23 protein-coding genes are annotated in these 25,406 nt (G+C 71.7%); 10 read left to right on the forward strand and 13 right to left on the reverse strand.

The annotated features are described in order from the left end of the window. Positions 1–119 precede the first annotated feature (119 nt). The 5 genes from IEX31_RS10540 to IEX31_RS10560 all read left to right on the forward strand — a co-directional run bounded on the left by IEX31_RS10540 (position 120) and on the right by IEX31_RS10560 (position 6,699). Positions 120–1,826 carry an NAD(P)/FAD-dependent oxidoreductase gene (locus tag IEX31_RS10540; protein ID WP_188743391.1) on the forward strand — a complete coding sequence of 569 codons (1,707 nt, stop codon included), beginning with the start codon at positions 120–122 and terminating at the stop codon, positions 1,824–1,826. 84 nt (positions 1,827–1,910) lie between these two features. Further along, positions 1,911–3,230: a GNAT family N-acetyltransferase gene (locus IEX31_RS10545; protein WP_188743392.1), complete on the forward strand. Its 1,320-nt coding sequence runs from the start codon at positions 1,911–1,913 to the stop codon at positions 3,228–3,230. Positions 3,231–3,470: 240 nt separating this feature from the next. Beyond that, complete coding sequence (locus IEX31_RS10550) at positions 3,471–4,526, forward strand: sugar ABC transporter substrate-binding protein (protein ID WP_188743393.1); 1,056 nt, start codon at positions 3,471–3,473, stop codon at positions 4,524–4,526. Positions 4,527–4,654: 128 nt separating this feature from the next. Continuing rightward, positions 4,655–5,425 carry an ATP-binding cassette domain-containing protein gene (locus IEX31_RS10555; RefSeq protein WP_188743394.1) on the forward strand — a complete coding sequence of 257 codons (771 nt, stop codon included), beginning with the start codon at positions 4,655–4,657 and terminating at the stop codon, positions 5,423–5,425. After that, positions 5,422–6,699: a sugar ABC transporter permease gene (locus tag IEX31_RS10560; RefSeq protein ID WP_188743395.1), complete on the forward strand. Its 1,278-nt coding sequence runs from the start codon at positions 5,422–5,424 to the stop codon at positions 6,697–6,699. Before IEX31_RS10555 ends, IEX31_RS10560 begins: the two co-directional genes overlap by 4 nt. Before the next feature lie 263 nt (positions 6,700–6,962). Here IEX31_RS10560 and IEX31_RS10565 read toward each other — a convergent pair whose 3' ends face one another. From IEX31_RS10565 to IEX31_RS10590, 6 genes are all read right to left on the reverse strand, one after another. Beyond that, positions 6,963–8,090 (reverse strand): AI-2E family transporter, encoded by a 1,128-nt coding sequence (locus IEX31_RS10565; protein ID WP_188743396.1) that lies wholly within the window; start codon positions 8,088–8,090, stop codon positions 6,963–6,965. A gap of 10 nt (positions 8,091–8,100) precedes the next feature. Next, the gene (locus IEX31_RS10570) at positions 8,101–8,415 is read right to left on the reverse strand and encodes a hypothetical protein (protein WP_188743397.1); all 315 of its coding nucleotides are present in this window, start codon (positions 8,413–8,415) and stop codon (positions 8,101–8,103) included. A 223-nt stretch (positions 8,416–8,638) separates the two neighbouring features. Continuing rightward, a complete protein-coding gene (locus IEX31_RS10575; RefSeq protein WP_188743398.1) occupies positions 8,639–12,241 on the reverse strand; it encodes a metallophosphoesterase in 3,603 nt (1,200 codons plus the stop codon). Between the two features lie 143 nt (positions 12,242–12,384). Continuing rightward, complete coding sequence (locus tag IEX31_RS10580) at positions 12,385–13,824, reverse strand: lipase maturation factor family protein (protein WP_188743399.1); 1,440 nt, start codon at positions 13,822–13,824, stop codon at positions 12,385–12,387. Between the two features lie 18 nt (positions 13,825–13,842). Next, positions 13,843–15,285, reverse strand: coding sequence for a phytoene desaturase family protein (locus IEX31_RS10585; protein WP_188743400.1), 1,443 nt, complete (start codon positions 15,283–15,285; stop codon positions 13,843–13,845). Positions 15,286–15,301: 16 nt separating this feature from the next. Further along, positions 15,302–16,033, reverse strand: a complete 732-nt coding sequence (locus tag IEX31_RS10590) for an NUDIX hydrolase (protein WP_188743401.1) — start codon at positions 16,031–16,033, stop codon at positions 15,302–15,304. A gap of 79 nt (positions 16,034–16,112) precedes the next feature. Between IEX31_RS10590 and IEX31_RS10595 the strand changes: the two genes are divergently transcribed. Beyond that, complete coding sequence (locus IEX31_RS10595; protein WP_188743402.1) at positions 16,113–16,916, forward strand: MBL fold metallo-hydrolase; 804 nt, start codon at positions 16,113–16,115, stop codon at positions 16,914–16,916. Positions 16,917–16,919: 3 nt separating this feature from the next. Here the strand turns inward: IEX31_RS10595 and IEX31_RS10600 are convergent, their stop codons facing one another. Beyond that, positions 16,920–17,489 (reverse strand): NADPH-dependent F420 reductase, encoded by a 570-nt coding sequence (locus IEX31_RS10600; protein WP_188743403.1) that lies wholly within the window; start codon positions 17,487–17,489, stop codon positions 16,920–16,922. A gap of 99 nt (positions 17,490–17,588) precedes the next feature. Here IEX31_RS10600 and IEX31_RS10605 point away from each other — a divergent pair, with 99 nt between their 5' ends. Then, a complete protein-coding gene (locus IEX31_RS10605; protein ID WP_188743404.1) occupies positions 17,589–18,110 on the forward strand; it encodes a MarR family winged helix-turn-helix transcriptional regulator in 522 nt (173 codons plus the stop codon). Between the two features lie 206 nt (positions 18,111–18,316). On the opposite strand, the gene IEX31_RS10610 is transcribed toward IEX31_RS10605, so the two are convergent. Both IEX31_RS10610 and IEX31_RS10615 read right to left on the reverse strand, forming a co-directional pair. Next, positions 18,317–18,475 carry a hypothetical protein gene (locus IEX31_RS10610; RefSeq protein WP_188743405.1) on the reverse strand — a complete coding sequence of 53 codons (159 nt, stop codon included), beginning with the start codon at positions 18,473–18,475 and terminating at the stop codon, positions 18,317–18,319. A 261-nt stretch (positions 18,476–18,736) separates the two neighbouring features. Next, a complete protein-coding gene (locus IEX31_RS10615) occupies positions 18,737–19,213 on the reverse strand; it encodes a MarR family winged helix-turn-helix transcriptional regulator (protein ID WP_188743406.1) in 477 nt (158 codons plus the stop codon). Positions 19,214–19,267: 54 nt separating this feature from the next. On the opposite strand from IEX31_RS10615, the gene IEX31_RS10620 reads away from it, so the two are divergent. Further along, the gene (locus IEX31_RS10620) at positions 19,268–20,254 is read left to right on the forward strand and encodes a quinone oxidoreductase family protein (protein ID WP_188743407.1); all 987 of its coding nucleotides are present in this window, start codon (positions 19,268–19,270) and stop codon (positions 20,252–20,254) included. Positions 20,255–20,267: 13 nt separating this feature from the next. On the opposite strand, the gene IEX31_RS10625 is transcribed toward IEX31_RS10620, so the two are convergent. The 3 genes from IEX31_RS10625 to IEX31_RS10635 form a co-directional block, all read right to left on the reverse strand. Next, positions 20,268–21,395, reverse strand: a complete 1,128-nt coding sequence (locus tag IEX31_RS10625) for an AI-2E family transporter (protein WP_229662265.1) — start codon at positions 21,393–21,395, stop codon at positions 20,268–20,270. 256 nt (positions 21,396–21,651) lie between these two features. After that, positions 21,652–22,347, reverse strand: coding sequence for an NAD-dependent deacylase (locus IEX31_RS10630; protein WP_188743409.1), 696 nt, complete (start codon positions 22,345–22,347; stop codon positions 21,652–21,654). A gap of 169 nt (positions 22,348–22,516) precedes the next feature. Then, positions 22,517–22,693 (reverse strand): hypothetical protein, encoded by a 177-nt coding sequence (locus IEX31_RS10635; RefSeq protein ID WP_188743410.1) that lies wholly within the window; start codon positions 22,691–22,693, stop codon positions 22,517–22,519. 174 nt (positions 22,694–22,867) lie between these two features. Between IEX31_RS10635 and IEX31_RS10640 the strand changes: the two genes are divergently transcribed. Together IEX31_RS10640 and IEX31_RS10645 are read left to right on the forward strand one after the other, a co-directional pair. Next, positions 22,868–23,950 carry a trans-sulfuration enzyme family protein gene (locus IEX31_RS10640; protein ID WP_229662266.1) on the forward strand — a complete coding sequence of 361 codons (1,083 nt, stop codon included), beginning with the start codon at positions 22,868–22,870 and terminating at the stop codon, positions 23,948–23,950. A gap of 64 nt (positions 23,951–24,014) precedes the next feature. Continuing rightward, positions 24,015–24,812: an EI24 domain-containing protein gene (locus IEX31_RS10645; RefSeq protein WP_229662267.1), complete on the forward strand. Its 798-nt coding sequence runs from the start codon at positions 24,015–24,017 to the stop codon at positions 24,810–24,812. On the opposite strand, the gene IEX31_RS10650 is transcribed toward IEX31_RS10645, so the two are convergent. Further along, on the reverse strand, positions 24,809–25,399 hold the full coding sequence (locus IEX31_RS10650; protein WP_188743412.1) for a class I SAM-dependent methyltransferase: 591 nt from the start codon (positions 25,397–25,399) through the stop codon (positions 24,809–24,811). The two genes, IEX31_RS10645 and IEX31_RS10650, sit on opposite strands and share 4 nt — an antisense overlap. Positions 25,400–25,406 lie beyond the last annotated feature (7 nt).

The following is a 25,406-nucleotide window of genomic DNA, read 5'->3' on the forward strand; positions in this document are numbered from 1 at the left end:
GCCGGTGTAAACCCCAGTCCGGGCGGGATCGCCGCGCTGGTGTCGCCCGGAGCGCGGCGGTACACTCGCCGCGTGGCGGCCCCGGCCGCCGCATCGTGCCGCTCCGAGAGGACGAACGCGTGGACGCCCGTGACCATCGGCAGCCGGCGATCCTCGTGGTCGCCGCCGACCCGGGCGCACGCGCCGCGGTGCTGGAGCCCCTCGGCCGACGGTACTCGGCCGACTACCGGATCCTCGACGCGGATGTCCCCGCGCGCGCCGTCGAGGTCATCGACGAGCTGCACGCGGCCGGCGGCGACCTTGCGCTCGTGCTCGCGGACGACGCGTCGCCCGTCGCGGGCCACGAGACCGCGTTCGCCGCGGCCCGTCGGCACTTCCCGGACGTGCGGCGCGGCCTCGTGATCGAGTGGGGCGCCTGGGCGGACCGCACGACCGCGCAGACGGTGCTCGAGCTGATGTCGCACGTGCAGATCGACTACTACGTCCTGCGCCCGGTGCACTCCCCCGACGAATCGTTCCACCGGGCGGTGACCGACTTCCTGCGCGAGTGGGAGGCGGCCGTGGGCAAGCGGCACCGTGGCTTCACGGTGATCGGCGACGACGTGCAGCCGCGCACGCACGTGCTGCGGAGCCTCCTCGCCCGGGGCGGCGTGCCGACCGAGCACCTCGAGCCCGACGCGGCCGACGCGATGGCGCTCCTCGCGGAGGCGGGCGTCGACTACGGCGGTGCGCCGCTCGTCCGCACCGCCGACGGGCGGGTGCTCGTGGATCCCGACGACGCGGCGCTCGCCCGCGCGTACGGCCTCGACACGTCACTGCCCGACGGGACGGTGGACCTCGCCGTCGTGGGCGCCGGACCCGCGGGTCTCGCCGCGGCGGTGTACGCGGCATCCGAGGGGCTCGACACCCTCGTACTCGAGGGCGAGTCGATCGGCGGTCAGGCCGGGTCGAGCTCGCTCATCCGCAACTACCTCGGGTTCTCACGGGGCGTCTCGGGCTCGGAGCTCGCGCAGCGCGCCTACCAGCAGGCGTGGGTGTTCGGCGCCCGATTCGCGCACACCCGCCGCGTGGCCGGGCTGCGCATCGTCGACGGCGGCTTCGAGCTCGACGTGGCGCCCGACGGCGACGTGGTGCGCGCACGCGCGGTCGTGCTCGCCACGGGCGTCAGCTACCGCCGGCTCTCGGCGCCCGGCCTTCAGCCCTTCGTCGGGGCATCCGTCTTCTACGGCGCCTCCTCCGTGGAGGCGCGTGCCCAGTCGGGTCGCGACGTGCTCGTGGTGGGGGGCGGCAACTCGGCCGGCCAGGCGGCGCTGCACCTCGCCCGCTACGCCCGCACGGTGTCGCTGGTGGTGCGCGGCGACTCGCTGGCCGCCAGCATGTCGCGGTACCTCATCGACCAGTTGGATGCCGCGGGCGTGGGGCTGATCACGGGTTCCCGGGTCGTCGATGCGGGTGCGGCCGAGGCCGACCGGCTCGACCACGTCGTGCTCGAGCGCGTGGACTCCGGCGAGCGCCTCGAGGTTCCCGCGGCGGCGGTGTTCATCACGATCGGCGCACGACCGCACACGGAGTGGCTGCCGCCCGAAGTGCTGCGCGACCGCTGGGGCTCGGTCATCACGGGACCCGACGTGCTCGCCGAGGGCGGGCGGCGGGCGTGGCTCGGCGACGAGGGCGGCCCGTCGCCGCTCGAGACGTCGGTGCCGGGCTGCTTCGCGGTCGGCGACGCGCGCCGCGGGTCGGTGAAGCGCGTCGCGTCGGCGGTCGGCGAGGGCTCGGTCGTCGTGTCGTCGGTGCACGCGCACCTCGGGCCGCACGCGGGCGGCTGAGCGGGCCGGGCCGCGAGTTCGCCGGGTCGGCGTCCCAGGCCGCCGGCGGGCTCCCCACTCAGGCTCGCTCGCTACGCTGGGTCGATGTCGTTCGATCCGCGAAGCATCCCGGTCGATCCCGCCGCCTCGTCGGCACTTGCCCGCCACGGACTCGAGTACCGACTGCTCGACCCCGACGACCACGACGCGATGCATGCCTGGATCGAGGCCGAGCATCGCGGCTTCCACCATGCGCGGCCGCGCGACGTGGAACGCGACCACGGTCTCACCGTGGCGGCAGAGCGCCGCGTGCACGGCGTCTACGATCCGCAGGCCGCCGAACCGGCCGTACCCGTCGCCACGGTCGCCGGCTGGCCGACGGGCCTCAGCGTTCCCGGCGGGCGGAGTGTCGACGCCTGGGCGGTGAGCGCCGTCACGGTCGCCGCGACCCATCGACGACGGGGCATCGCCCGGGCGCTCATGGAGGGCGAGCTCGCCAATGCGCACAATGCCGGCGCCGCCGTCGCCATGCTCACCGTCACCGAGGCCACGATCTACGGCCGCTACGGCTACGCGCCCGCCGCGAGGGCCGCGACCGTCACGGTGAATCGGCAGCGCGCGCACTGGGTCGGGCCGGATGCCCCGGGCCGCGTGCACTTCGTCGAGCCCGCCGACCTGCGCGAGACCGCGGCGGCGATCACTCGGCGCGCCGTCGCCCGCACGCCCGGAGAGATCGACCGGTGGCCCGGCATCCTCGACCGGGCGCTCGGCCTCGTCGACCCCCAGGGCGACGCCGCTCGTCGCGTGCGCACCGTGCGCTACGACGACGAGCACGGCCAGGCACAGGGGTTCGTCGCCTACCGCATCACACGCGAACCCAACGAGCCCGGCGTCGTCGAGTTCGACTTCCTCGTCGCCGCGACCGACGACGCCGAACGGGCCCTCTGGCAGTTCCTCGTGGAACAGGACTTCGTCACGGGAGTGCGTGGCCGGCTGCGTTCGGTCGACGAGCCGTTGCCCTGGCTCCTCGAAGATCCGAGGGCGGTCACGCTGACCGATGTCGTCGACCACCTGTGGGTGCGCATCCTCGATCCCGTCGAGGCGCTCGGCGCCCGACGGTACGGCATCGCGGGCACGCTCGACCTCGAGATCGCCGACCCGCTGCAGCACGCGAGCGGCCGATTCCGGCTCGTCGTCGGCGAGCGCGGCCGTGCCGAGGTGGAGCGCCTCGACGACACCGCGGCTCCGGCGCGCCAGGCGCTGAAGCTCGGCGTGCAGGAGCTCGGCGCGGTCTACCTCGGCGGCGTGCGGCCGTCGGTGCTCGCCCGCGCCGCGCGCATCACCGCGCCCGCCGCAGGCTCGCTCGCGCTCGCCGACCGCATGTTCGCGGCCGATCGCACGCCGCACCTCAGCATCTGGTTCTGACGCCGACCGACGGCCGGGCGGCGCGTGGCGTCACCCCATTTCGGGGGTCATCGTGAGAGCGCTCCCCCGAACACCCCGCATGAGCGCGGCATCCGCCGGACCGACCGGTCGGTGAGTTACCCAAATGTGATGAACCCATTTGTTCGGACCACTCACAATTGCGCGAGTATGGCTGTGCCGCCGCCAACGATGACGACGGCACCACGAGGGGTCGACCTCACCTCACAGAAGGGGAGCGCCATGAAGTCATCTTCACTGGTCTCTGCCGTCGCACTCGCGGGGCTGTCCGCGCTGGTGCTGGCAGGCTGTTCGGGCGGCGCGGGAGACGGCGGGGGCGACGCGGCAGCGACACGCGCCTGCGTCATCCTTCCCGACGCTGCGTCATCGCCGCGTTGGGAGAACAACGACCGTCCGTACCTCGAAGACGGCCTCGAGGCCGCAGGGTTCGAGACGGATATCCAGAACGCCCAGGGCGACGTCAACAAGTACGCCACCATCGCCGACCAGCAGCTCAGCCAGGGCTGCGGCGTGATGCTGCTCGTCGACTACAACGGCGCTGGCGCCGCGGTCGCCGAGAAGGCCACGGCCGAGGGCATCCCGGTCATCGCCTACGACCGGCCGATCGAGGGCGCCGACTACTACGTCTCATTCGACAACCTCGAGGTCGGCCGCCTCGAGGGCCAGTCGATCGTCGACGGCCTCGCCGCCGCGGGCAAGGACCCTGCCACCGCGATCGTCGTCTACATGGGCGGAGACCCGGCCGACGGCAACGCGAAGATGTTCCACGACGGTGCCGTGGAGGTCATGGAGGCCGCCGGCATCACGCCTGCCGCAGAGCCCCCGGGCGTGTGGGACGGCGAGAAGTCGGCGACGAACTTCGAACAGGCGCTCACGTCGCTCGGCGGCCAGGTCGACGCAGTCTGGGTGGCCAACGACACCAACGCGGCGGGCGTCATCACGATCCTCGACAAGAACGGCCTGACCGTGCCGGTGTCGGGCCAGGACGCGTCGATCGCGGGTCTGCAGAACGTGCTGCTCGGCAAGCAGACCGCCACGGTGTACAAGCCGATCAAGCTCGAAGCAGACGCCGCGGTCGAGCTGGCCATCGCGCTCCTCGAGGGCGAGACGCCGACCGCCGACCAGGAGCTCGACGACGGCACGCCGTACATCGCGGTCACGCCGGAGCTGGTCGGGCCCGACCGCGTCGTCGAGGTCGTCGACGCCGGCGACGCCGACCCCGCCGAGCTCTGCCAGGGCGAGGTCGAGGCCAAGTGCGCTGAGTACGGCATCGAGTAGCTCGCTCATCCACCGGGGCTCCGGGCCGAGGCGCACCAGCGTCCGGTCCGGAGCCCCGATACCCCTCCCGGTGCGGGCCGACGAGTGCCACACTGAGAACCGAGACAGCGTCGTCGAAAGGAACCGGCATGAATGCGAGCGTGAACGCGGTCGCGCCGATCATCGAACTGCAGGGGGTCGTCAAGAGCTTCGGTCCCGTGAGCGTGCTCAAGGGAGTCGACCTCAAGGCCTATCCCGGAAAGGTCACCGCACTCGTCGGAGACAACGGCGCCGGCAAGTCGACCCTCATCAAGGGCCTCGCGGGCGTGCAGCCCTACGATTCGGGCTCCGTGCGCTTCGACGGGCAGGAGGTCGCCCTGCACACGCCGCGCGACGCTGCGCACCTCGGCATCGAGGTCGTGTACCAGGATCTCGCGCTCTGCGAGAACCTCGACATCGTGCAGAACATGTTCCTCGGCCGCGAGGAGACGGAGTTCGGCACGTTCGACGAGGGGCGCATGGAGCGCCAGGCATCCGACACCCTCCGCTCGCTCTCGGTGCGCACTGTGAAGTCGGTACGGCAGAAGGTCGCGTCGCTGTCGGGCGGGCAACGGCAGACGGTCGCGATCGCCCGCGCCGTGCTCAAGAAGGCTCGCGTCGTCATCCTCGATGAACCGACGGCGGCACTCGGCGTGGCGCAGACCGAGCAGGTGCTGAACCTCGTGAAGCGGCTCTCCGAACAGGGCGTCGCGGTCATCATCATCAGCCACAACCTCGCCGACGTCTTCGCGGTGGCCGACCACATCGACGTGCTCTACCTCGGGCAGATGGTCGCGTCACTCGAGGCCGCCGAGACCACCCGCGACGACGTCGTCGGCTACATCACGGGCACCAAGGTGCAGCAGGGAGCGAACGCATGAGATCGCAGACGCCCTCCCCTGGCGTGGTCGCTCCCGACACCTCGGTCACCGATGTCGCATCGGACCTCATCGGCAGCGGGCAGGAGGGCTCGATCGGCGACCAGGTGCGCGGGTACTTCCAGCGCGTGCGCAGCGGCGAGATGGGCGCGCTGCCCGCCATCGGCGGATTCGTGGTGCTGACGATCCTGTTCAGCTTCCTCAGCCCGTTCTTCCTCACCGAACGCAACTTCGCGAACCTCCTGACCCAGGCGGCCACGCTGGTCATGCTCGGCATGGCGCTCGTGTTCGTGCTGCTGCTCGGCGAGATCGATCTTTCGGCCGGCGTCACGAGTGGCATGACGATGGCCCTGTTCATCGTGCTCGTCAACGTGTACGCCGTGCCCTGGATCCTCGCCCTCGCCGTCGCGTTCGCGGCCGGCATCCTCACCGGCACGTTCATCGGGTTCTTCGTCGCGAGGGTGGGCATTCCATCCTTCGTCGTGACACTGGGCCTGTTCCTCGGGTATCAGGGCATCACGCTCATGGTCATCGGCGCTGGCGGCCTCTACCGCGTGCAGATCCCCGAGATCAGGGCCATCCAGAACGCGAACCTGCCCGTCTGGGCCGGCTGGGCGATGCTCTGCGTCATCCTTGCCGTCTCGGCGGCGACCTCGTTCTGGGACCGGGCCCGTCGCACGAGAGCCGGCGTGCCGAATCGCACGATCACGCTCGTCTGGATCAAGCTCGGCGTGATCGCGGTCATCGGCGGCGCCGTGGTCGCCATCCTGAGCCGAAATCGCGGGCAGTCGGTCGGCGTCGTCGAGGGAGTGCCGATCGTGGTGCCGATCGTGCTCGTCATCCTCTGGATCGGCACGTTCGTGCTCGACCGCACGAAGTTCGGCCGGTACCTCTACGCGATCGGCGGCAACGCGGAGGCGGCGCGACGATCGGGCGTCAAGGTGATGCTGGTGCGGTGGAGCGCGTTCATCGTCTGTTCGACGCTCGCCGTCGTCTCGGGCCTGTTCTCGATCAGCAAGGTCGGTGCGGTCGATGCGGCGGCGGGTCGCGAGATCGTACTCTCGGGTGTCGCCGCGGCGGTCGTCGGCGGGGTGAGCCTCTTCGGCGGCCGCGGTCGCCTGCTGCACGCCGCGGTGGGCGCGCTCGTGATCGCGGTGATCACGAACGGCCTCGGCCTGCTCAACCTCCCCGCGGGCGTGAACCTCGTGGTCACGGGCGGCGTCCTCATCCTCGCTGCGACGGTGGATGCGGTCTCCCGCGTGCGCGCGGCGGCTTGATCCTGCGAACCTGACCGCGCGCGGTCGGGCGGATCCCGCGGCGAGCGCGTCGCGGCATCGCGCCTCGTGATGCGGTGCGTGGTACGGCAGGGACGCGTCGTGCGCGCCGGACGGCGTCGCGGTTCGCGCATGAAGGCAGTGTCTCCTCCGACAAGCGGGTGCCGAGGTGCCGACGTGCCGGGGTTCCGCGACGTGCGAAGGAACTGTCGTCCGCGTGATGCCGGAGATCCGCCGCGGACCTCAGCTCACAGCACGTCCTCAGCTCACAGCACGTCCTGGCGGGGGAACACCACCTTCTCCACGATGATGATGAGCGACGCCGCGACCGGGATCGCGACGAGCGCGCCGAGCACGCCGCCGAGCGTGCCGCCGGCGATCGCCGCGATCACCACGAGCGCGCCGGGCACGGCGACGGCGCGGCTCATGATGCGCGGGCTCAGCACGTAGGCCTCGACCTGCATGTAGACGAGGTAGTAGATCGCCGCGGCGAGCGCGGTCGCGGGCGACGCGGCGAAGCACACGAGGGTGATGATGATCGCGCCCGTGAGCGTGCCGATGAGCGGCACGAGCGAGCCGAGGAACGCGATGAAGGCGAGCAGGATCGGCGCCGGGGCGCCGATGATCGACAGGTAGATGAGGCTCAGCACGCCGTTCAGCCCGCCCAGGCTCAGCTGGCCGATGACGTAGCGTCCGACGGAACCCGTGATCTCCTCGGACACCGAGCGGAAGCCGGGCCGTGAGCTGGCCGGTACGAAACGCGCCGCGTAGCGCTTCATGGAGGCGAGCGACGCCAGGAAGTAGAGCATGAGGATGAGCACGATCGTCGCGCCCGTGAAGCCGCCGAGGATGCCGGCGCCCACGGCGAGCAGTCCGCCAGTGAGGCTGCCCAGGTTGTCGGGATCGGCCAGCCAGTCGCCCCCGGCCGTGATGGCCTGCTGGATGGCGTCGCCGCCCACGAGCGAGTTCAGCCAGCCGACGAAGTCGCTGTCCCTGACGCCTTCGACGATGGCGTCCCAGTCCTCGATGAGGATCTTCGTCTGCTCGATCACGATCGGCACGAGGGTGGCGATGAGCCCGACGAACAGCCCGACGACGGCCACGACGACGAGCAGGATGGCGAGCCAGCGCGGCAGGTCGCGGCGCTGCAGCCAGCTCACCACGGGGTCGAGTCCGAGCGCGAGGAAGAGCGCGAGCGCCACGTAGAGGATGACGGTGCCGAGCTGCCCGACGATGCCGCCGAGCAGCAGCGCGACGAGCACGCCGAGGGCGCCGACGAAGCCGATCCTGAACGCGCGGATCCGGATCTCCGGACCGCGGGACTCGGCGTTGCCCGTGACCTGGGCCGCCGGAGGCTCCTCGCTGGCGGCGAGGCGTCGCTTTCGTGTCCACATGCGACTGACGCTACGCGTTCGCGACGGCCGACGTGCGCGCCGCGCCGAGCCCGATTCGGGCCTCACCGTGGCGACTCAGAGCCCGCCGCCGGCCGGTGCCGCGACGACCGCGACGACGACCGCGCTTGCCGCGCCCATCGAGGATCATCGAGCGGATGACGTCGCGCAGCCCTCCGAGCAGCACCAGGCCGAGGAAGTAGACGTCGGTCGGCGGTCCGACCTCCTCGCCACGGGCCTGCTCGGGCGAGATGTACGCCGCGGTGCCCATGATGGCCCACGACGACGTAGCGACGCTCGTGACCTTCGTGCAGCAGGACGCCCGCATCGTGCACGCCCACCAGGCCGGGGTGGCTCATGACGCTCAGCAGCCGGATCTCCCGCTCGCGCCGCGTGAGATCGGCGACCGTGCCCGAGTCGTCGCGGAACACCTTGATGGCGACGTCGCGGCCGAATTCGGTGTCGCGCGCACGGTGGACATCGGCCATGCCGCCCGAACCGAGGTGCTCGCGGAACTCGTCGCGGAGCCGCGGCGGCGGGTCTCGCGACGATCACCGGGTGCCGGCCGCGTCCTGCCCGATGAACGGCAGGAGCGGGGAGCCCGCGCCCGGCGTGCCGGGCCGGCCCGCGGCATCCGTCGTGACGAACACCGACGGGTCCGACGTGCTCGTGCCTCCGCCGGCCGAACGCGCCGTGACGATCCAGGCATACGCGGTGCTCGGCTTCAGGCTCGCCCAGTCGACTGAGGCGACCTCGCCCGAGGCCACAATCTCCTCGCCGAGGACCGCGGTCGGCACGTAGAGCGCCACGGCGTCGGTGCTGAAGCTGGTCACCCGGCTCGTCAGGTCGATCGGCAGCACCATGTCGTCTTCGCTGCCGTCGTAGCGGTGACGGTCGTCGTACTCGGTCGCCCCGAACTCGTCGAGGAGCGGCGAGTACGTGTCGACGTTCATGATCGCCCGGTCCACGTCGATCTGCAGCATCCGGAAGAAGCTCGCGCCGAACCGGAGCTGGGTGTCGGGTGCGTAACCGCCGATCTCGGTCAGGCCGAGGCGGCCGGCCGACACGGTGTAGAACTGGTAGTCCGCGAGCAGCTCGACCACGCCGTGGTCGATCTCGCCGACGTTCGCCTTCACGTTGGTTCCCACCCCGTGCTCATGGCCCGCGAGGATCAGGAACACGTTGGGGTTGTCGGCGACGACCCGGTTGTAGAGCATCGAACCGTCGGGCGCCGTGAACGGGGCGTTCCGGCCGTCGGGCTGCGTGCTCGGCGCGAGGTAGTCGTGCGAGAGCAGGATGCCGTTGCGGTCGGGGAACTGCTTGAACACGCCGTCGGCCCACTCGGCCTCCTCGCGCGTCACGCCGTACGAGAGGCCGACCACGACGAAGTCCAGGCCGCCGGCCGAGAACAGGTCGTAGTGGTTCTGGTTGTCGCCGTCGCGCCACGGGCCGCCGTATTCCGCCTGCTGCCACGCGTCCGCGGCCGCCCGGTACCGGTCGGGCCCGAAGTAGCGATTGTAGATCGCCCCCGGGCCATTCTCGGTGCCCGACTGGTTGTCGTGGTTGCCCGCGATCACGCCGTTCGGCACGCCGGCGTCGTCGAGCGTCGCCTGCGCGTCCGACGACACCTCGAACTCGCCGGCGACCTGCTGCTCCATCTCCTCGCTCGCAGGCTGGCGGATGTTGTTCTCGATGAGGTCGCCGGTGTGCGCGACGTAGGCGATCTTGCGGGATTCGGCGTTCGCGGCGATCCAGTCGGTGACGCCGGCATACGCCGACTCCCAGATGGCACGCTCCTCGGGCGTCTCCTGCTCGACGGCGCCCTCGGAGAGGTACTGGGTATCGGTGAAGTGCGCGATGGAGAGGTCGTATTCCGCGGGGTCGGCGAAGCCGTTCGGGGCACCGGCTTCGAGGTCGTCGGCGAAGGGGTCCTCGCCGGTCACCATGACGTGCACCTGCTGCTCGTCGAGGTAGCGGTCGTCCACCTCGGCCGTGAGCTCGATCTCCCCCGCGGCGGCACCGCGGGCGCTCGCGAGCGCGTCCCACGCGGAGGTCTCCAGGTTCCACGCGCGCAGGGTCGCGATGCGGTCGGGGTCGATGGTGCCCGCCCAGCGGAGCGCCGGCGTGTCAACGTGACCCTTGACCATCACGTCGAAGCGCTGGAACGCGACATCACGCGACGCATCGGTGTCGAGCGTGATACCGTCACCCGGCAGGAGCGCCGGCGCGCCGGCCACGACCTGCTCGCCCTCCACGCGCAGGGTCGTCGGGATGCCCTGGAACGTGCCCTGCCAGACCTGATTGGGCGTGAGGATCTCGGCCTGCGAGAACGTCGCGGTCACATCGCCGCCGTCGGGCTCGGCGACCCGAGCCGAGAGCGTGGCCGAGTCGCCGACGTCCGCCGCGCCATATGCCGGCGCGAGCTCGGTCGGCACGTCGGGGATGCCCGCCGACGTGAACACGATCTCGCGCGTCGCGCCGTTGCCGAGGCCGTCGACCGCGGTCACGGCGATCGTGTGCTCACCGGCGCCGAGACCCGGGCCGACGAGGTCACCGGGTGCGACGGGCTGCCCGTCGAGGGTCATCTCCGGTCCCGAGAGGATGCCCGACACTTCCTCGAGCAGCACGTCGAGCGACACGGCCTTCGTGATCGTGGAGCCCGCGACGGGCACGCTCGACGCGACGGCCGGGCCTGAGTTGTCGGTGACGAGCAGGCGGGTGGCGACCTCGCCGGTCGTCGAGGCCGCGGCGATCTCGTGCTCGCCGTCGGCGAGGGTCGTCGTGTCGACGTCGGCGCGCAGGCCCTGTGCGGATGCGTCGACGGAGAACTCCAGCGCGGCCTCGCGCAGCAGGGTGGTGTTGCTGCCGCAACTGCCGTCGCCCATGCGGTACGTGCCGGCGAGGCCGACCCCCGCGGCGGTGCCTGCGGCCGGCGTCAGCGCGAACGCCGAGACGACGTAGTCGTCGCGGTTGGCGCCGCACGAGGTCTGGTAGGTGCCGGTGACGAAGTCGATGGTGTTCGATCCGGGTCGAAGCCACTCGTTCGGGAACACCACGTCGACCCGCTGGCTCACGTAGTCGCCGCCGAGGTCGAGCTTCATGCCGTTCACGACCACGTAGTTGTGGTAGCGCGCCTCGATCGAGTTCGATGCGACGCTGAAGCTCAGCACCGCGTCGCCCGCGCCGAGCACCGGAACGGTCCCCGCGTCAGCGCCGTCGATCGTGAGCGACGCGACGCCGCCGTCACCGGTCGCCCGTTGGGTGGCGAAGACCTGCTGCACGCCCCTGGCGATCGTGCCGTCGGCCGGGGTCACGTACGGCGCGCCGACCGGCGCGTTGTTCACGGTCACGGAGCGCGTCGCGGTCGCACCCGCCGTGGTCGTCGCGACGATGGTGTGCGCGCCGTTGGCGACCGTCGCCGTGTCGAGGTCGACCGAGAGGCCGGTCGTGCCCTGCGGGTCGCCGAGGATGAAGAACGACAGCTCGGCGTCGAGCAGCTTCGACGGGCTCGAGCCGCAGTTGCCGTCGCCGAAGTCGTAGCTGTACTCGTTCTCCTCGCCGTCGGCGACCTCACCGAGCAGTTCGAGGCCGATGTTCGAGAGCACGAAGTCGTCGTGATTGACGCCGCACGACGTGGTGATCGTGCCGGTCACGAACGTGATGGTGTTCTCGCCCTGCACGAGGAACTGATTGGGCACCTCGAGGTCGACGCGCTCGTTCACGAGGTCGCCGAGGTCGATGCGGTGCTCGCCGTTGACGAGCACGTGGTTGCCGTAGCGCTTCTCGATGGAGTTCGTGCCCACGTCGAAGCGCAGGTGCGAGACGCCCACGGTCGGGGTCGCGTCGAGCGCGGCGCCGTCGACCGTGAGCGACGCGACGTCGTCGTCGGCCACCACGGGCGTCGCCGCGATGGTCGCCGTGCCTTCGAGCCAGCTGCCGTCGGCGGGTTCCAGGAGCGGTGGCATGAGTTCGGCCGGCGCCGGCTTCTCCACGGCCGGCGGGCCGCCGACGGATGCGACCGATGCGACGGATGCCGCGGACGCCGCCTGCTCGGGCGCGATCGCCAATCCCAGCCCGAGCGTCGCGGTGACCGCGACCGCGAGCATCCCCGCGACCGGCCCGCCGCCGTCGCCTCGTTCGCTCCTCCAGCGCATGCCGGTGACCCTCCTGGTGTCGTCCGCGCCCCGCCTCCGCGACGGGGCGTTCCGGATGACAGGCTGGCCAGCGCGGGTGAACACCCGGGGTGCGATCGTCGACGCGCTGGGGACGGAAGGGAGAACGGTTCAGCGGCTGCGGCTCAACGCAGGCCCGCAGGCCCGATGACCTCGCGCTCGAACGTGCGCACCCATCGGTCCCCCGTGGCGCGGAACTCCGCTCGCGTCGAGAACCGGTAGTGGTAGGCGCGCGCACGAACCCACCGCGGGGTCGCCCCGTCGAACGGGTCGATCGCGAGCAGGCGCAGGGTCGGGGCATCCGCTTCGAGCAGGCGAGCGAGGAACACCTCGAACCATGGTTCCCACATCCGCCCGAGCGGCAGGAACCACATGAGCCAGTCGAGCCGCAGGTGGTACGGCGCCCACTGCCGCGGGATCGCGCGCACGTCGCCGGGCTTGCCCTTGAAGTGGTACTCGCGCCACTCCGAGTCCAGCTCCGGCACGTCGGCGAGGGTACCCTCGACGATGATCTCGATGCGCCGCTTCGTCACGGTGCCGAACGCGCCGTACGCGTTCACGAGCATCCACCTGTTGAAGCTCGCGTTCATGAGCTGGCGTCGCGAGAACAGGTTCTGCACGGGTCGCACGCTGAGTACGAGGATGAGCACGGCGACCGCCGCGACGATCACGAACCACCAGAGCGGCGTGGCCGCGGCATCCGTGCCGAGATCGGCCGGGATCGCCGGGATCAGCCAGTGCCACACCGAGTCGGAGATGGCGGATGCCCCCAGCACCACCGTGATCCAGTTCAGCCAGGCGAAGTTGCCGGTCACGATGAGCCAGAGCTGGGTGAGCACGATGACCGCGGCGGCGGCCGAGCCGACGGGCCCCGGCACGAAGAGGAGGAACGGCACGATGAGCTGTGCGAAGTGGTTGCCGAGCACCTCGCCCCGGTGGAACCACGTCGGCAGCAGGTGCGCCTGACGGCTGAGCGGACCGGGCATGGGCTGGGTCTCGTGGTGGTACATGAGCGCCGTGAGGTCGCGCCATTCGATGCCGCCGCGGATCTTGATCATGCCGGCGCCGAACTCGAGCCGGAACACGAGCCACCACACGGCGACGAGGATCAGGATCGACGGCGGCTGGTCGTTCGAACCGAGGAACGCCATGATGAACAGCGCCTCGCAGAGCAGCATCTCCCAGCCGAAGCCGTAGAACGTCTGGCCGACGTTCACGATCGAGAGGTACAGGATCCAGAGCGCGCCGAACACGAGCATCGGCACCCAGGGCGGCCCCAGCTGCGGGAGTCCGGCGACGACGGATGCCGCGAGCACGAGTCCGGCGACGGCGACCGCGACGAGGCGCCGGTCGGTGTAGCCCCAGCGGAACAGCGTCGGCCCGCGAAGCCTCGGCGCAATGCGGAGGAGCTCGGGCACGGGCAGCAGGCCGTGTTCGCCGAGGAGCGGACGGAACTGGTTCAGTGTCGACAGGAACGCGACGAACGCGAGCGCCGCGACCCCTCGCTGCAGCACTTGGCGGGCGAACTCGTAGTCGTGCGCGTCGAACCAGTTGAGCCAGTCCACGCCCTCACGCTACCGCGCTCACCCCCCGGTGCCGATGCCGAAGCGCTCGCGGAGCGCGAGCCGCGCCGCCCACCAGCCGTTCATGCCGTGCACGGCGGGCCCCGGCGGCGTCGCGCTCGAGCAGAGGTACACGCCGGGAACCGGCGTGCGCCACGGCGCCGTGGACACCACGGGCCGCTTCACGAGCTGCGCCATCGTCAGCTCGCCGGCGTAGATGTCGCCGCCGAGGTAGTTCGGGTTGTGCGCGGCGATCTCGGTCGCGCTGCTCGAGACCGACGCCAGCACGACGTCGCGGAACCCGGGCGCGAACCGCTCGATCTCCGCCGTGATGAGCTCGGTCGCGTCGAGCGTCGATCCCGCCGGCACGTGCGTGTACGCCCACAGCACGTGCTTGCCCGCCGGCGCCCGGGTCGGGTCCGCGACGCTCGGCTGCGTCACCAGCACGTACGGATGCCGCGCCGGCGCGCCGGCCGCACCCGGCTGGAAGCCGCGGCGCACGGCGTTCTCGGCCGTCGACATCTCCGCCCGCGACCCGCCGACGTGCACGGTCGGCGCGAGTCGCACGTCGGGGTCGGACCATGGCACGGGCCCGTCGAGCGCGAAGTCGACCTTCGCGACGCCCGACCCATAGCGGTAGCGGCGCAGGGCGCGGGCGTAGCGCGTCGGCAGGTCGGCCGTGAACAGGAGCTCGGGCGCGGTGTCGAGCAGGACGGCGCGGGAATCGGCGACCTCCGACAGGCTCGACACCGGGGCATCCGTCACGATCTCACCGCCGAGCGTCCGCAGCTCGTCGGCGAGCGCGTCGGCGATGGCCTGCGATCCGCCGGCCGGGAATCCCCAGCCCGCGCCGTGCGCGTGCATCGCGAGGAGGAGCCCGGCACCAGCCGACGGCAGCGACGGCATGCCGCCGGCGGCATGAGCGACGACCCCGGTGAACAGGGCGGGCGCGACGTCGCCATCGAAGCGCAGGTTCCACAGCGGGGTGCCCTGCTCGAGCGATCGCAGGCCGAAGCGGAACGCGGCGATCGGGTCGCGCGGCACGCGCAGCAGCTGCGACCCCGTGAACGACCCGACGCCCCGCTGCCGCGCGAGGAGCGGCGCGATGAGGCGGCGCCACGCGGGGCCATCGGCGCCGAGGGCGTCGACCGTGCGATCGAGGTCGCGCCAGGCGACCCCCGCGCGGCCGCCGTCGAGCGGATGCGCGTACGAGACCTCGGGCACGATCCAGTCGATCCGGTCGAGGAGACCGAGCTTGCGGAACACGGGTGACGCGAGCGCGGCCGGATGCACCGCCGAGCACACGTCGTGCCGAAAGCCCGGCAGGGTGAGTTCGGCCGTGCGCACGCCGCCGCCGATCGTCGGGGCGGCCTCGAGCACGCGCACCGAGAGGCCCGCCCGCGCGGCCACGACCGCGGCGACGAGCCCGTTGGGCCCACTTCCCACGACCGTGACGTCGATCACGTGATCAGGAGCCGGCTCAGAAGGATTTCAGGTAGACCCACGGCAGGCGGTCCATCATGAGCCGGTGGCGGTTGCCCTCGGCGTCGGGCGCGTCGTCGGGCACGTCGGGATCGCGTTCATTCCGTTCCTGATCGGCCCCGTACTCGTCGTCCTCCTGCCAGAGGATCATGGTGCGGTCGTCGCTGAACTGGGAGACGTACGGCCGGATGTCGCCCGTGCGCAGCTCGGCGAGGGCCTCATCGACGGATGCCGCATCCTTCAGCCCGTGCAGCGTCACCCACGTCGGCGGCCACAGGCTCATGGCGCCGGCGGTGTGGCGATCGATCGCGTCCATCGGCCGGATCCACTCGACCGCCATCACCTCGTTCGGGTCGGGGCGGATCTCGCCGTCGGGCACGCGCACCGCGAAGAACGTGGTGCTCAGGCGCTTCTGGGAGCTGGTCGCCGGGGGCGTCCAACGCGAGAACGCCACGAGCTCGCCGGCCTCGAGCTCGAGCCCGATCTCCTCGCGCGTCTCGCGCACGGCGGCGCGTCGCGCGGCCTCCTCGGTGTCGGTCGATCCACCCGCGGCGTCCTCCTCGTCGACGGCGCCTCCCGGGAAGACCCAGGCCCCCGCGAACGAGCCGCGGTCGCGCGGTCGCTCGGCGAGGAGCACTTCGAGGCCTCGTTCGCCGTCGCGCAGCAGCACGACGGTCGCGGCCGAGCCAGGAACCTTATCGTTCGTGAGTGATTCGAGGTCGCTGTCCATGGACTCAGACTAGGCGTGTCACGCCCCTCGCGCACCGGAATGGCGTGCCCATGGCCCGGCGCGCGGCTACACTGCGGACATGGCTGTGGCATCCGCAGGCGGTGACGCCGTTTCCCGATTCGCGACGCTCGTGCGGGCGCCGAACCCGGGACCGATGACGCTCGACGGCACGAACTCGTACGTGCTGCGGGCGCCGGGGTCGCCCGGCGTGGTCGTCGTCGACCCCGGACCATCGGATGCCGCGCACCTGCGCCGCCTCGCCGACGCGGGCCGCGTCGAGCTCGTGCTGCTCACGCACCACCACGTCGACCACAGCGAGGCGCTCGCGGAGTTCGCGGCCATGGCGGATGCCCCGGCGCGCGCGATAGACCCGGCGTTCTGCATCGGCGCCGACCCGCTCCACGACAGCGAGCGCATCGAGGCGGCGGGACTCGCGCTGCACGTGATCGCCACGCCCGGCCACACCGCCGACTCGGCGTGCTTCGTGCTCCCAGACGACGGCGAGCACGGCGCGGTGCTCACGGGAGACACGGTGCTCGGCCGCGGAACGACGATCATCGCCGACCCCGACGGCGCGCTCGGGCCGTACCTGCACTCGCTCGGACGGCTCCGCGCCCTCAGCGCGGTCGGTGCAGGTGACGGAGTGACCGTGCTGCCGGGCCACGGGCCGGTGCTCCCCGACCTCGCCGAGATCTGCGACGCGTACCTGGCGCATCGCACCGAACGGCTCCAGCAGATCCGCGCCGCCCTCGACCGGCTCGGTGCGGACGCGTCGACCGGGGCGGTGACCGATCTCGTGTACACCGACACGGATGCCTCGGTGCGCAGTGCAGCCGAGGCATCCGTTCGAGCGCAGTTGCGGTACCTCAGGGGCACCGCGTAGCGGTCACGCCGCGACGGCGAAGCCGCCCGTCCAGCCGACCTTCTCCTGCACGGCGAGCGTGAGCTGCAGGAAGCCGACGGCCTCGAGCTCGCGAGCGCGCTTGAGGCTGCCGGCGTCGACGGCCGCGACGCCGCCGGCGCGCACGACCTCGGCGAGCGCGTGCTTCGCATCGACGTCGTCGCCCGCGATGAGCACGGTGGTCGGCTCGCCGCCGATGGTCTTCGACGCCAGCGTCGCGGCGAAGTTCGTGTTGAAGGCCTTCAGCAGGGTCGACTCGGGCAGGGACTTCGCGAGCTCGCTCGCGCGCGAGCCGTCGGCGGGCGCGACGAGCGAGTCGAAGGTCTCGACGTCCAGCGGGTTCGTGATGTCGACCACGATCCTGCCGGCGAGCTGGGCGCCGCGCTGGGCGACGATCTCGTCGAGCGCGGTGTGCGGCACGGCGAGCACCACGAGGTCGCCCGTGATGGCGTCGGTGTCGCGCGTGACGTACTCGACGGTGTTGCCGCCCGCTGCGACGATGCCGCCGATGGCGCTGCCCATGTTGCCGTTCCCGATGATGCTGACGGTGGTCATGTCGTCCTCTCCGCGCCGTTCGACGCGATTGGTTGTGGGTACAACCAACACCCTAGCGTGATTCGGTTGTCGCGTCAACCAATGCGGTAGACTGGCGACATGAGCGCCGACACGAGATGGCTGAGCACCGAGGAATCCGCCGCCTGGGTGCGCCTCGTCGCGCTCGCCGAACTGCTCCCCGGCGCGCTCGACGCGCAACTGCAGCGCGACGCAGGCCTCACGCACTTCGAGTACGTGGCGCTCATGTCGCTCGCGGAGGCCCCCGAACGCACCATGCGCATGACCGAGCTCGCCTCCCGCACCAACGCGACCCTCCCCCGCCTCTCGCACGTCGCGCGCCGCCTCGAGGAGCGCGGTCTCATCCGCCGGTTCCCGTGCCCGACCGACCGGCGCGCCACGAACGCGACGATCACCGAGGCCGGCCTGCAGCTCATCGCCGACGCCGCCCCCGGCCATGTCGAGACGGTGCGCGCCAGCGTGCTCGACGCGCTCACGCCCGAGCAGCTCGAGCAGCTGTACGCGATCGCGGGAGCCGTGCTCGCTCGGCTCGACCCCGACGAGCGACTCGCGGCCACCTCGTGCCAGTTCAGCGAGGGCCCGACCCTCGCGCGCGCCGGCTGAACCGGCGAGCGTCCCGCGGTCGAGGTCGCACCTCTGCGCCTTCCAAGCCTGTCGAAAGCTGCACGACTGCGACCTCTGACGAGTCCGCCGACGTGCGGCCACGCTGCCTGGGGTGGGCTGGGATCGAAGTCGCAGTCGTGCGCATTCCGAGGCTCCGAAGCCTGCACGACTGCGACTCCTGATGCGTCCCGTTGACCGCGGTCCCCCTACGCGGGTGCGTTGTCGGGATCGACCGTCTCGATCGTCTCCTCCTCGACGGCGTTGTCGGCCTCCATATCGTTGACGCCGGGGCCCTCGCGCGGTGTCTTCTCGACCTCGGCGTCGTGCCCGAGGCCCGCTTCGTCGCCCTCGTTGGGATCGCTCATCGGATACTCCTCGCTCGTGGCTGCTCACCCGAGACTCTGCCGGGGTCGCGGCATCCGTCAACGGCTTGACTCGGTCACGAGTTCGATGCCCACGTGCGCCGCCGCGCCGATCGGCACTGGAGGGCGGGCCGTCGCGCATACCAGAATGGGCCCGAGACACCTGGAGGTGCGCGATGCCAATCGAATCCGTCATCTGGTCGATCCTCGGCGTGATCGCCGTCGTCGTCGGCGTGTTGGGACTCGCCGCGCTCTGGTCGCTGGTCAAGGCGCCGCGCTGAGCAGGGGTCGCGCCTCGCGCGACCCCTCCAGTTCCCCGCGGAGCATGCGCAGTTCGGCCGTGATGCGCCGGAGCACGTCGCCGTGCCGGGCAGCCAGGTCGTGCGCGAGCGGCTCGCGCGACCGACGTGCGGCGGCGGCCTTCGCCGCACCCTCGGCGGTGAGCGTGAGGAGCGAGGCGCGGCCGTCGTGCGGCGAGCCCTCCCGACGAACGAGCCCCATGGCCTCCAATCGCGAGACCAGCCGGCTCGGATGTCCCGACTCCGCCACCAAGTGCTGCGCGAGACCGCTCAGCGTCGCGGGCTGGCGTTCCTCGAGCGCCATGAGCGCGTCCGCCTGGACGCACGACAGCCCGATCGGGTGGAACACCTCCGCCAGCGCGGCGTTGAGTGCGGGCACGAGCGCCTTCACCTCATAGGCGAACTCGATCGCGTCGGCCGAGGGGCTTGCGTTCTGTGACATGTCATGTATCTTAGTCGAATCAGTTACGTGACATGTCACAGAATGGTGGAGACCATGGAACGCACCCTCGTGGGCCGTTTCGGCGGGCCTGAGGTCGTCGAGCACGTGTCCCACCCTGATCCGGCTCCGAGCCGCGGTCGCGTGAGCGTCCGTGTGACGCACGCCTCGATCGGATCGACCGACGTGCTCGCCCGTCGCGGCGGCTATCTCCTGCAGCCGAGGCCCGGCTTCGCACCCGGCTACGACTTCGTCGGGGTGCTCGAGACGACGACACCGGATGCCGCGGCCCGCGGCCTCGCCGTGGGCACCCGTGTCGCGGCGTGCCTGCCGCGCATGGGCTCGCACGCCACGTCGATCCTCGTGCCGCCGCGACTGCTCGTGCGGGTGCCCGCCGCCCTGCCGTCCGAGATCGCGGCCGCACTCCCGCTCGACGCCATCACCGCGGGCCTCGCCCTCCGGCTCGCGCGCCTCCGCCCCGGTGATCCCCTCCTCGTGCAGGGGGCCAGCGGACCGGTCGGTTCCCTCATCACGCAGCGCGCCGTCGCCGCGGGGCATCCGGTCATCGGCACGGCGTCGGCGGCCAATCGCGGCACCGTCGCGGCGCTCGGCGCGACCTGGCTGGACTACCGCGACCCCGAGCTCGTGACGCGAGTACATGACGCCACGGCGGGTGGCGCCGCCGCCGCCATCGACCACACCGGCTCGAACGGGGTGCGTGCGGCCGTGGCATCCGGCGGCACCGTGGTGCGCCTGTCGTTCGTCGGCCGGCCCGGCCGCGAACGTCGGGACACGTTCACGGGCGGTCTCGCGACGCTCTCGCGTGTCGTCGCCCGACCCCGCGAGCGGCTCGTGTCGGTGCCCGCGTTCGTCGCGGCGCGACCCGCCCGCGCGCGGGAGTTGCTCGCCGGCGAGCTCGATCGCGTCGTGAGCGGCGAGCTCCGTGCCCCGGCCGTCGAGGTCGTGCCGTTCGCCGATGCGCGCGCGGCGCACGACCGGCTCGACCGCGGGCTCGCGGGCACCAAGCTCGTGCTCGCGATGTGAAGCCCGACGCGCATCAGCCGGACGCGGGCGGCACGCCGACCTCGTCGTGCCGGCGGCGCCTGAGGTGGTACGTCTTGCGCTGGTCGAGCGAGGGGTCGGGCGCGTCCCAGACCTTGATGATCGCCCAGACGACCGCGGTGAGCGGCACCGCGAGCACCGCCCCCGCGATGCCGCCGAGGATGGTACCTGCGGTGAGGGCGATGAGGATGACGAGCGGATGCAGCTTCAGCGATTGCGCCATCACCACCGGTTGCAGCAGGTCTCCCTCGAGCTGGTTCACGAGGATGACGATCGCGACGACGATGAGCGCGACGATCGGCCCGTTGGCCACGAGGGCGACGAGCGCGGCGAGGGTGCCCGCGAGCGTGGCGCCGACGAGCGGGATGAACGAGGTGAGGAACACGATCACCGCGAGCGGCAGGGCGAGCGGCACCTGCAGGATGACGAGCCCGAGGCCGATGAAGAACGCGTCGACGAAGGCCACGATCGCGGTGCCGCGCACGTATCCGCCGAGCACCTTGACACTCGTGACGCCCACACGGCGTCCGCGCTCGAGGTGTGCGCCGCGGTACGGGCGCATGAAGAAGGCCCAGATCTTGTCGCCGTCCTTCAGGAAGAAGAAGAGCACCACGATCATGAGCAGGAGCCCCGTGACGAACTCGGTCGCCCGCGAGACGCCAAGGAGGGCGCTCTGGCCGAACTCGGCGCTCGTCACGAAATCGACGATCGCATTGCGAGCGTCGTCGATCTGCTGCTGGTCGAACGGGATCGGAAGCGTCTGCACCCACGCGAGCAGGTCGTCGAAGCCCTGGGTCGCCGACTCGACCAGGTCCGCCCACTGGCTGCGCACGGCGAAGACGACCCCGGTGATGATGCCGCCGAGCACGAGGATGCTGCCGAGCAACGTGATCCACGCGGCGAGTATTGGCGAGACGCGATGCCGGCGCAGCCATCCGACGAGCGGCGCCGCCGCCGCCGCGAGGATGAGCGCGACGAGCACGGCGATGACGAGCACCGTGACCTGGACGAGCGCCCAGATGGCGAGCGCGGCGAGGGCCACGACGATGAGGATCTGGAGGCTCCGGGTGGCCCAGCGGCCGAGGCGGTCGTTCCAGATCGACCCGAGGTTGCTGCGAGGCACCCCGTGCGCATCGGGTGCGTCAGTGGTGGAAGCGACCGACTCCGGGGCGGGCCCCTGGTCGGTGCTGCGTCGGAAGACCATGCCACGACCCTAGGGGCGCGGCCCGGCTTCGCACAGGCCTTGACGCGGCGCGCCCCCGCTCCGGGGGTCGCGACACGGACGGGCCGGACACGGTCCCACGCCGCCCAGGGCGCGAGCCGCCGCTTCCGCCGGGTGAACGGGAGTCTCGTTCGCAGACTGATCCCCCGCCTCGCGATCAGGCGCGTCCCGCCAGCACCTCGTCGACCCACGCCGGCACCACGAGGCTCGCCGGGCCGTGCCGCACCTCCTCGAACAGCGGCGTGATCTCGCTCGCGGCGAGATTCAGCTCGATCGTGCGGGCGCCGAATTCCGCCGCCGTCATGACGAAGCCGGCGGCCGGGTAGACGGCACCCGAGGTGCCGATCGCGGCGAACGCGTCGCACGCGAGGAGCGCCTCGTCGATCTCGTCGAGGTGGTACGGCAGCTCGCCGAACCACACCACGTCGGGACGGAGCATCCGCTCGCCGCATTCCGGGCACCGGGGACGCTCGATGAGATCGGCCGCGATCGGCGACCGCGCCTCGCACGCCGTGCAGCGCGCCGTGAGCAGGTCGCCGTGCATGTGCAGCAGCCGGCGCGACCCGGCGCGCTCGTGCAGGTCGTCGACGTTCTGGGTGATCACGAGCAGGTCGTCTCCGAGGGCGCCTTCGAGCCGGGCGAGCGCGTCGTGCGCGGGGTTCGGCTCGACCTGCGCGACGGCGTGGCGGCGGGAGTCGTAGAAGCGGTGCACCGTGTCGGGATCGCGGCCGAACGCCTCGGGCGTCGCCACGTCCTCGACGCGGTGCCCCTCCCACAGGCCGCCCGCGTCGCGGAACGTGGGCACGCCGCTCTCGGCGGATATCCCGGCACCGGTGAGCACGACAAGTCGCATGCCTCCATTGAACCGTGCGCGGGCGTACGTGAGGTGATGCGGGCGAGCGGATGCCCCCGCCGCACGCCGTCGGCATCGTGGAGGTCGTGAGCGGCATCGCGACGACCACCACGACCACGCGCCCTCACACAGCGGCAGGGCCCCGCGTCATCCGGCTGCGCCTGTTCGATCAATCGTCGGACGGACGCACGAGCGCCCGCAGCACGAAGAACACCACCACCGCGACCACGGCGACGATCGCGAGCTTCACGATGAACCACAGCACGCTGAACACCACGTCGACGATGAACCAGGCGAGAAGCACGGCGACGATGACGCCGATGACGGTCCAGACGGTGCGGCTCATGCTTCGAGGCTAACCGACGAGGTCATCCGCCTTCCCACCGCCGAGCCGCGCCGTCGGCGCCGCACGGCGACGACGTGACGACGGGCTGAGCGGACGACAGCGGGGATACGCTGGCGAATGCGAGCGGCCGCGGCCGCGACATCCACTCGCCCACGATGCCACGGAGGTACGAACGTGCACGACGCGAACACGACCGAGCCGGCGCTGCACCCCGACACGATCGCGATCACCGCGGGCCGCCCGCCGCACGGCCCGGATGCGCCCATGAACGTGCCCGTGCACCTCACCTCCACCTACGGTGCGGGCGGCGCGCTCGAGTACGGGCGGTACGGCAACCCGTCGTGGACCGCCTTCGAGGACACTCTCGGCGCACTCGAGGGCGGCCGCTGCGTGGCGTTCGCCTCGGGCATCGCCGCGATCGCCGCGGTGCTCGACCTCGTCGAACCGGGCGGCACGGTCGTAGCGCCCCGCCATTCGTACACGGGCACCTTCGGCCAGCTCGAGGAGCTCGAGTCGAAGGGGCGCATCCGCGCGGTCTTCGTCGACATCACCGACACCGCGGCGGTGACGGATGCCTGCGCGGATGGCGCGATGCTGTGGTTCGAGTCGCCCACGAACCCGGCGCTCGAGATCGCCGACATCCCCGCGATCACGCGCGGCGCGCACGAGCACGGCGCGCTCGTGGCGGTCGACAACACGTTCGCCACGCCGCTGCTGCAGCGCCCGCTCGAGCACGGCGCCGACCTCGTCGTGCACTCGGCCACGAAGTACATCTCGGGCCACAGCGACGTGGTCATGGGCGCGGCGATCGCGGCATCCGACGACCTCGCCGCAGCGCTCGTGCACCACCGCTCGCTGTTCGGGGCGATCCCCGGTCCGCTCGAGGTGTTCCTCGCGCTGCGCGGCCTGCGGACCCTGCCCGTGCGCCTCGAGCGTGCGCAGGCGAACGCGCAGGAGCTCGTGCGCCGGCTCACCGGTCACCCGGCGCTCGACGAGGTGCGCTACCCGGGATTCGGCGCCATCGTGTCGATCGTCGTGCGCGGCGGTGCCGAGCCGGCCGACGCGCTCATCGAGCGCACGTCGCTCTGGGTGCACGCAACGAGCCTCGGCGGCGTCGAGTCGACGTTCGAGCGCCGCCGACGGTGGCCCGCGGAGGCCCCGACGATCCCCGAGGGCCTCGTGCGCCTCTCGGTCGGGCTCGAGCACGTCGACGACGTGCACCACGATCTCGCCTCCGCGCTCGACTCGCTGCGGTGACTCGTGGCCTTCGCCGCGTGGTCAAGCCGGCGCCTCGCGGCGGTGCCCACTCTAGGCTGGGCGGGTGGCACGGTTGGCGGGGGTTGCGGGCGGGTTCTTCACCGGCGTCGGCATGCTCCTGCACGGGTTCGGCCTCTGGGCGAGGCGGCCGGGCATCATGCTGCTCGGGCTCATCCCCGCGGCCATCGTGTTCATCGGCGTCATCGGTGCGCTCGTGGCGCTGGGCTTCGGCATGCCGACCCTGACCGACTGGCTCACGCCGTTCGCCGACGACTGGGTGGCGCCCTGGCCCGACGTCCTCCGCGCCGCGGTGGGCGCGATCCTGTTCGCGGCGGCGATCGTGCTGGCCGCGGTCACCTTCACGGCGCTGACGCTCGCGGTCGGCGACCCGTTCTACGAGCGGATCTGGCACGCGGTCGAGCTCGAGGTCGGCGGCTCGGTGCCCGATCACGGCCTCGGCTTCTGGCGGTCGGTGCGCGACTCGCTGAAGCTCATCGGCCTGGGCTTCGTCGCGGCGATCGGCGTGGCCCTCAGCGGACTGGTGCCGGTGGTGGGTGCCGTGCTCGCGCCCACGCTCGGCGTGGTCCTGTCGGGCCGGCTGCTCGCCCTGGAGCTGAGCTCCCGGCCGTTCGAGGCACGCGGCATCGCGGGCCCCACGCGCCGCGCGATCCTTCGCGGGCATCGTGCACAGGTGCTGGGCTTCGGCATCGCCACGCAGCTGTGCTTCATGGTGCCGCTCGGCGCGGTGTTCGCGATGCCCGCCGCGGTGGCCGGTGCGACGCTGCTCGCGCGGTCGGCGCTGGACGCGGCCGTGGCGGCGGCGGCGAGCGCACCCCAGCCGACACGCTCGGCGCAGGGCTAGCCGCCCGGCGCGCGGCCGTCGAACAGCAGCATCGGCACCGGCCCGAACGGCGCCGACCGCACGCGCAGCCGACGCACGTCGTCGCCGGTGAAGCCCGCCTCCACGAGGGCCTGTTCGGTGTCGCGGTCCCAGTGGCATCCGTGGCAGAACCGCTTCGAGAATGGGGTCGCGACCCGCTGCACCGCGCGCTTCAACGTCCTCGACGGCGCGACGACGTGATCAACGAAGACGACCCGCCCGCCGGGCACCAGCACCCGCCGGATCTCGGCGAGCGCGGCGGCCGGGTCGGTGACGGAGCAGAGCACGTAGGTGCCCACGACCGCGTCGACCGAGGCATCCGGCAGCGGAATCGCCTCCGCGACCGCGTCGAGCGGCTCGGCGGCGTGCCGCCATTCCCGTGCGCGCGTCGCGAGTTCGGCGCGCCGGTTCGCGTCGGGCTCGAGCCCGACCCACTCCACACCGGGATCGAAGGCACCGAAGTTCTCACCGTCGCCCGCGCCGATCTCGAGCACGCGGCCGCGAACGCGCCCGACGAACTCGCGCTCGAGCCCGTCGAGTTCGTCGTCGTCGATGAGCGGGATGGTCACCCTCGCA

This window comes from Agromyces bauzanensis, from assembly GCF_014645655.1.
Lineage (GTDB): Bacteria > Actinomycetota > Actinomycetes > Actinomycetales > Microbacteriaceae > Agromyces > Agromyces bauzanensis.

Coding starts and splice junctions, on each gene's coding strand:
- IEX31_RS10545 (WP_188743392.1), top strand. CDS start 1,911: ATGTCGTTCGATCCGCGAAGCATCCCGGTCGATCCCGCCGCCTCGTCG.
- IEX31_RS10550 (WP_188743393.1), top strand. CDS start 3,471: ATGAAGTCATCTTCACTGGTCTCTGCCGTCGCACTCGCGGGGCTGTCC.
- IEX31_RS10555 (WP_188743394.1), top strand. CDS start 4,655: ATGAATGCGAGCGTGAACGCGGTCGCGCCGATCATCGAACTGCAGGGG.
- IEX31_RS10560 (WP_188743395.1), top strand. CDS start 5,422: ATGAGATCGCAGACGCCCTCCCCTGGCGTGGTCGCTCCCGACACCTCG.
- IEX31_RS10565 (WP_188743396.1), bottom strand. CDS start 8,090: ATGTGGACACGAAAGCGACGCCTCGCCGCCAGCGAGGAGCCTCCGGCG.
- IEX31_RS10570 (WP_188743397.1), bottom strand. CDS start 8,415: ATGCGGGCGTCCTGCTGCACGAAGGTCACGAGCGTCGCTACGTCGTCG.
- IEX31_RS10575 (WP_188743398.1), bottom strand. CDS start 12,241: ATGCGCTGGAGGAGCGAACGAGGCGACGGCGGCGGGCCGGTCGCGGGG.
- IEX31_RS10590 (WP_188743401.1), bottom strand. CDS start 16,033: ATGGACAGCGACCTCGAATCACTCACGAACGATAAGGTTCCTGGCTCG.
- IEX31_RS10595 (WP_188743402.1), top strand. CDS start 16,113: ATGGCTGTGGCATCCGCAGGCGGTGACGCCGTTTCCCGATTCGCGACG.
- IEX31_RS10600 (WP_188743403.1), bottom strand. CDS start 17,489: ATGACCACCGTCAGCATCATCGGGAACGGCAACATGGGCAGCGCCATC.
- IEX31_RS10605 (WP_188743404.1), top strand. CDS start 17,589: ATGAGCGCCGACACGAGATGGCTGAGCACCGAGGAATCCGCCGCCTGG.
- IEX31_RS10610 (WP_188743405.1), bottom strand. CDS start 18,475: ATGAGCGATCCCAACGAGGGCGACGAAGCGGGCCTCGGGCACGACGCC.
- IEX31_RS10615 (WP_188743406.1), bottom strand. CDS start 19,213: ATGTCACAGAACGCAAGCCCCTCGGCCGACGCGATCGAGTTCGCCTAT.
- IEX31_RS10620 (WP_188743407.1), top strand. CDS start 19,268: ATGGAACGCACCCTCGTGGGCCGTTTCGGCGGGCCTGAGGTCGTCGAG.
- IEX31_RS10630 (WP_188743409.1), bottom strand. CDS start 22,347: ATGCGACTTGTCGTGCTCACCGGTGCCGGGATATCCGCCGAGAGCGGC.
- IEX31_RS10635 (WP_188743410.1), bottom strand. CDS start 22,693: ATGAGCCGCACCGTCTGGACCGTCATCGGCGTCATCGTCGCCGTGCTT.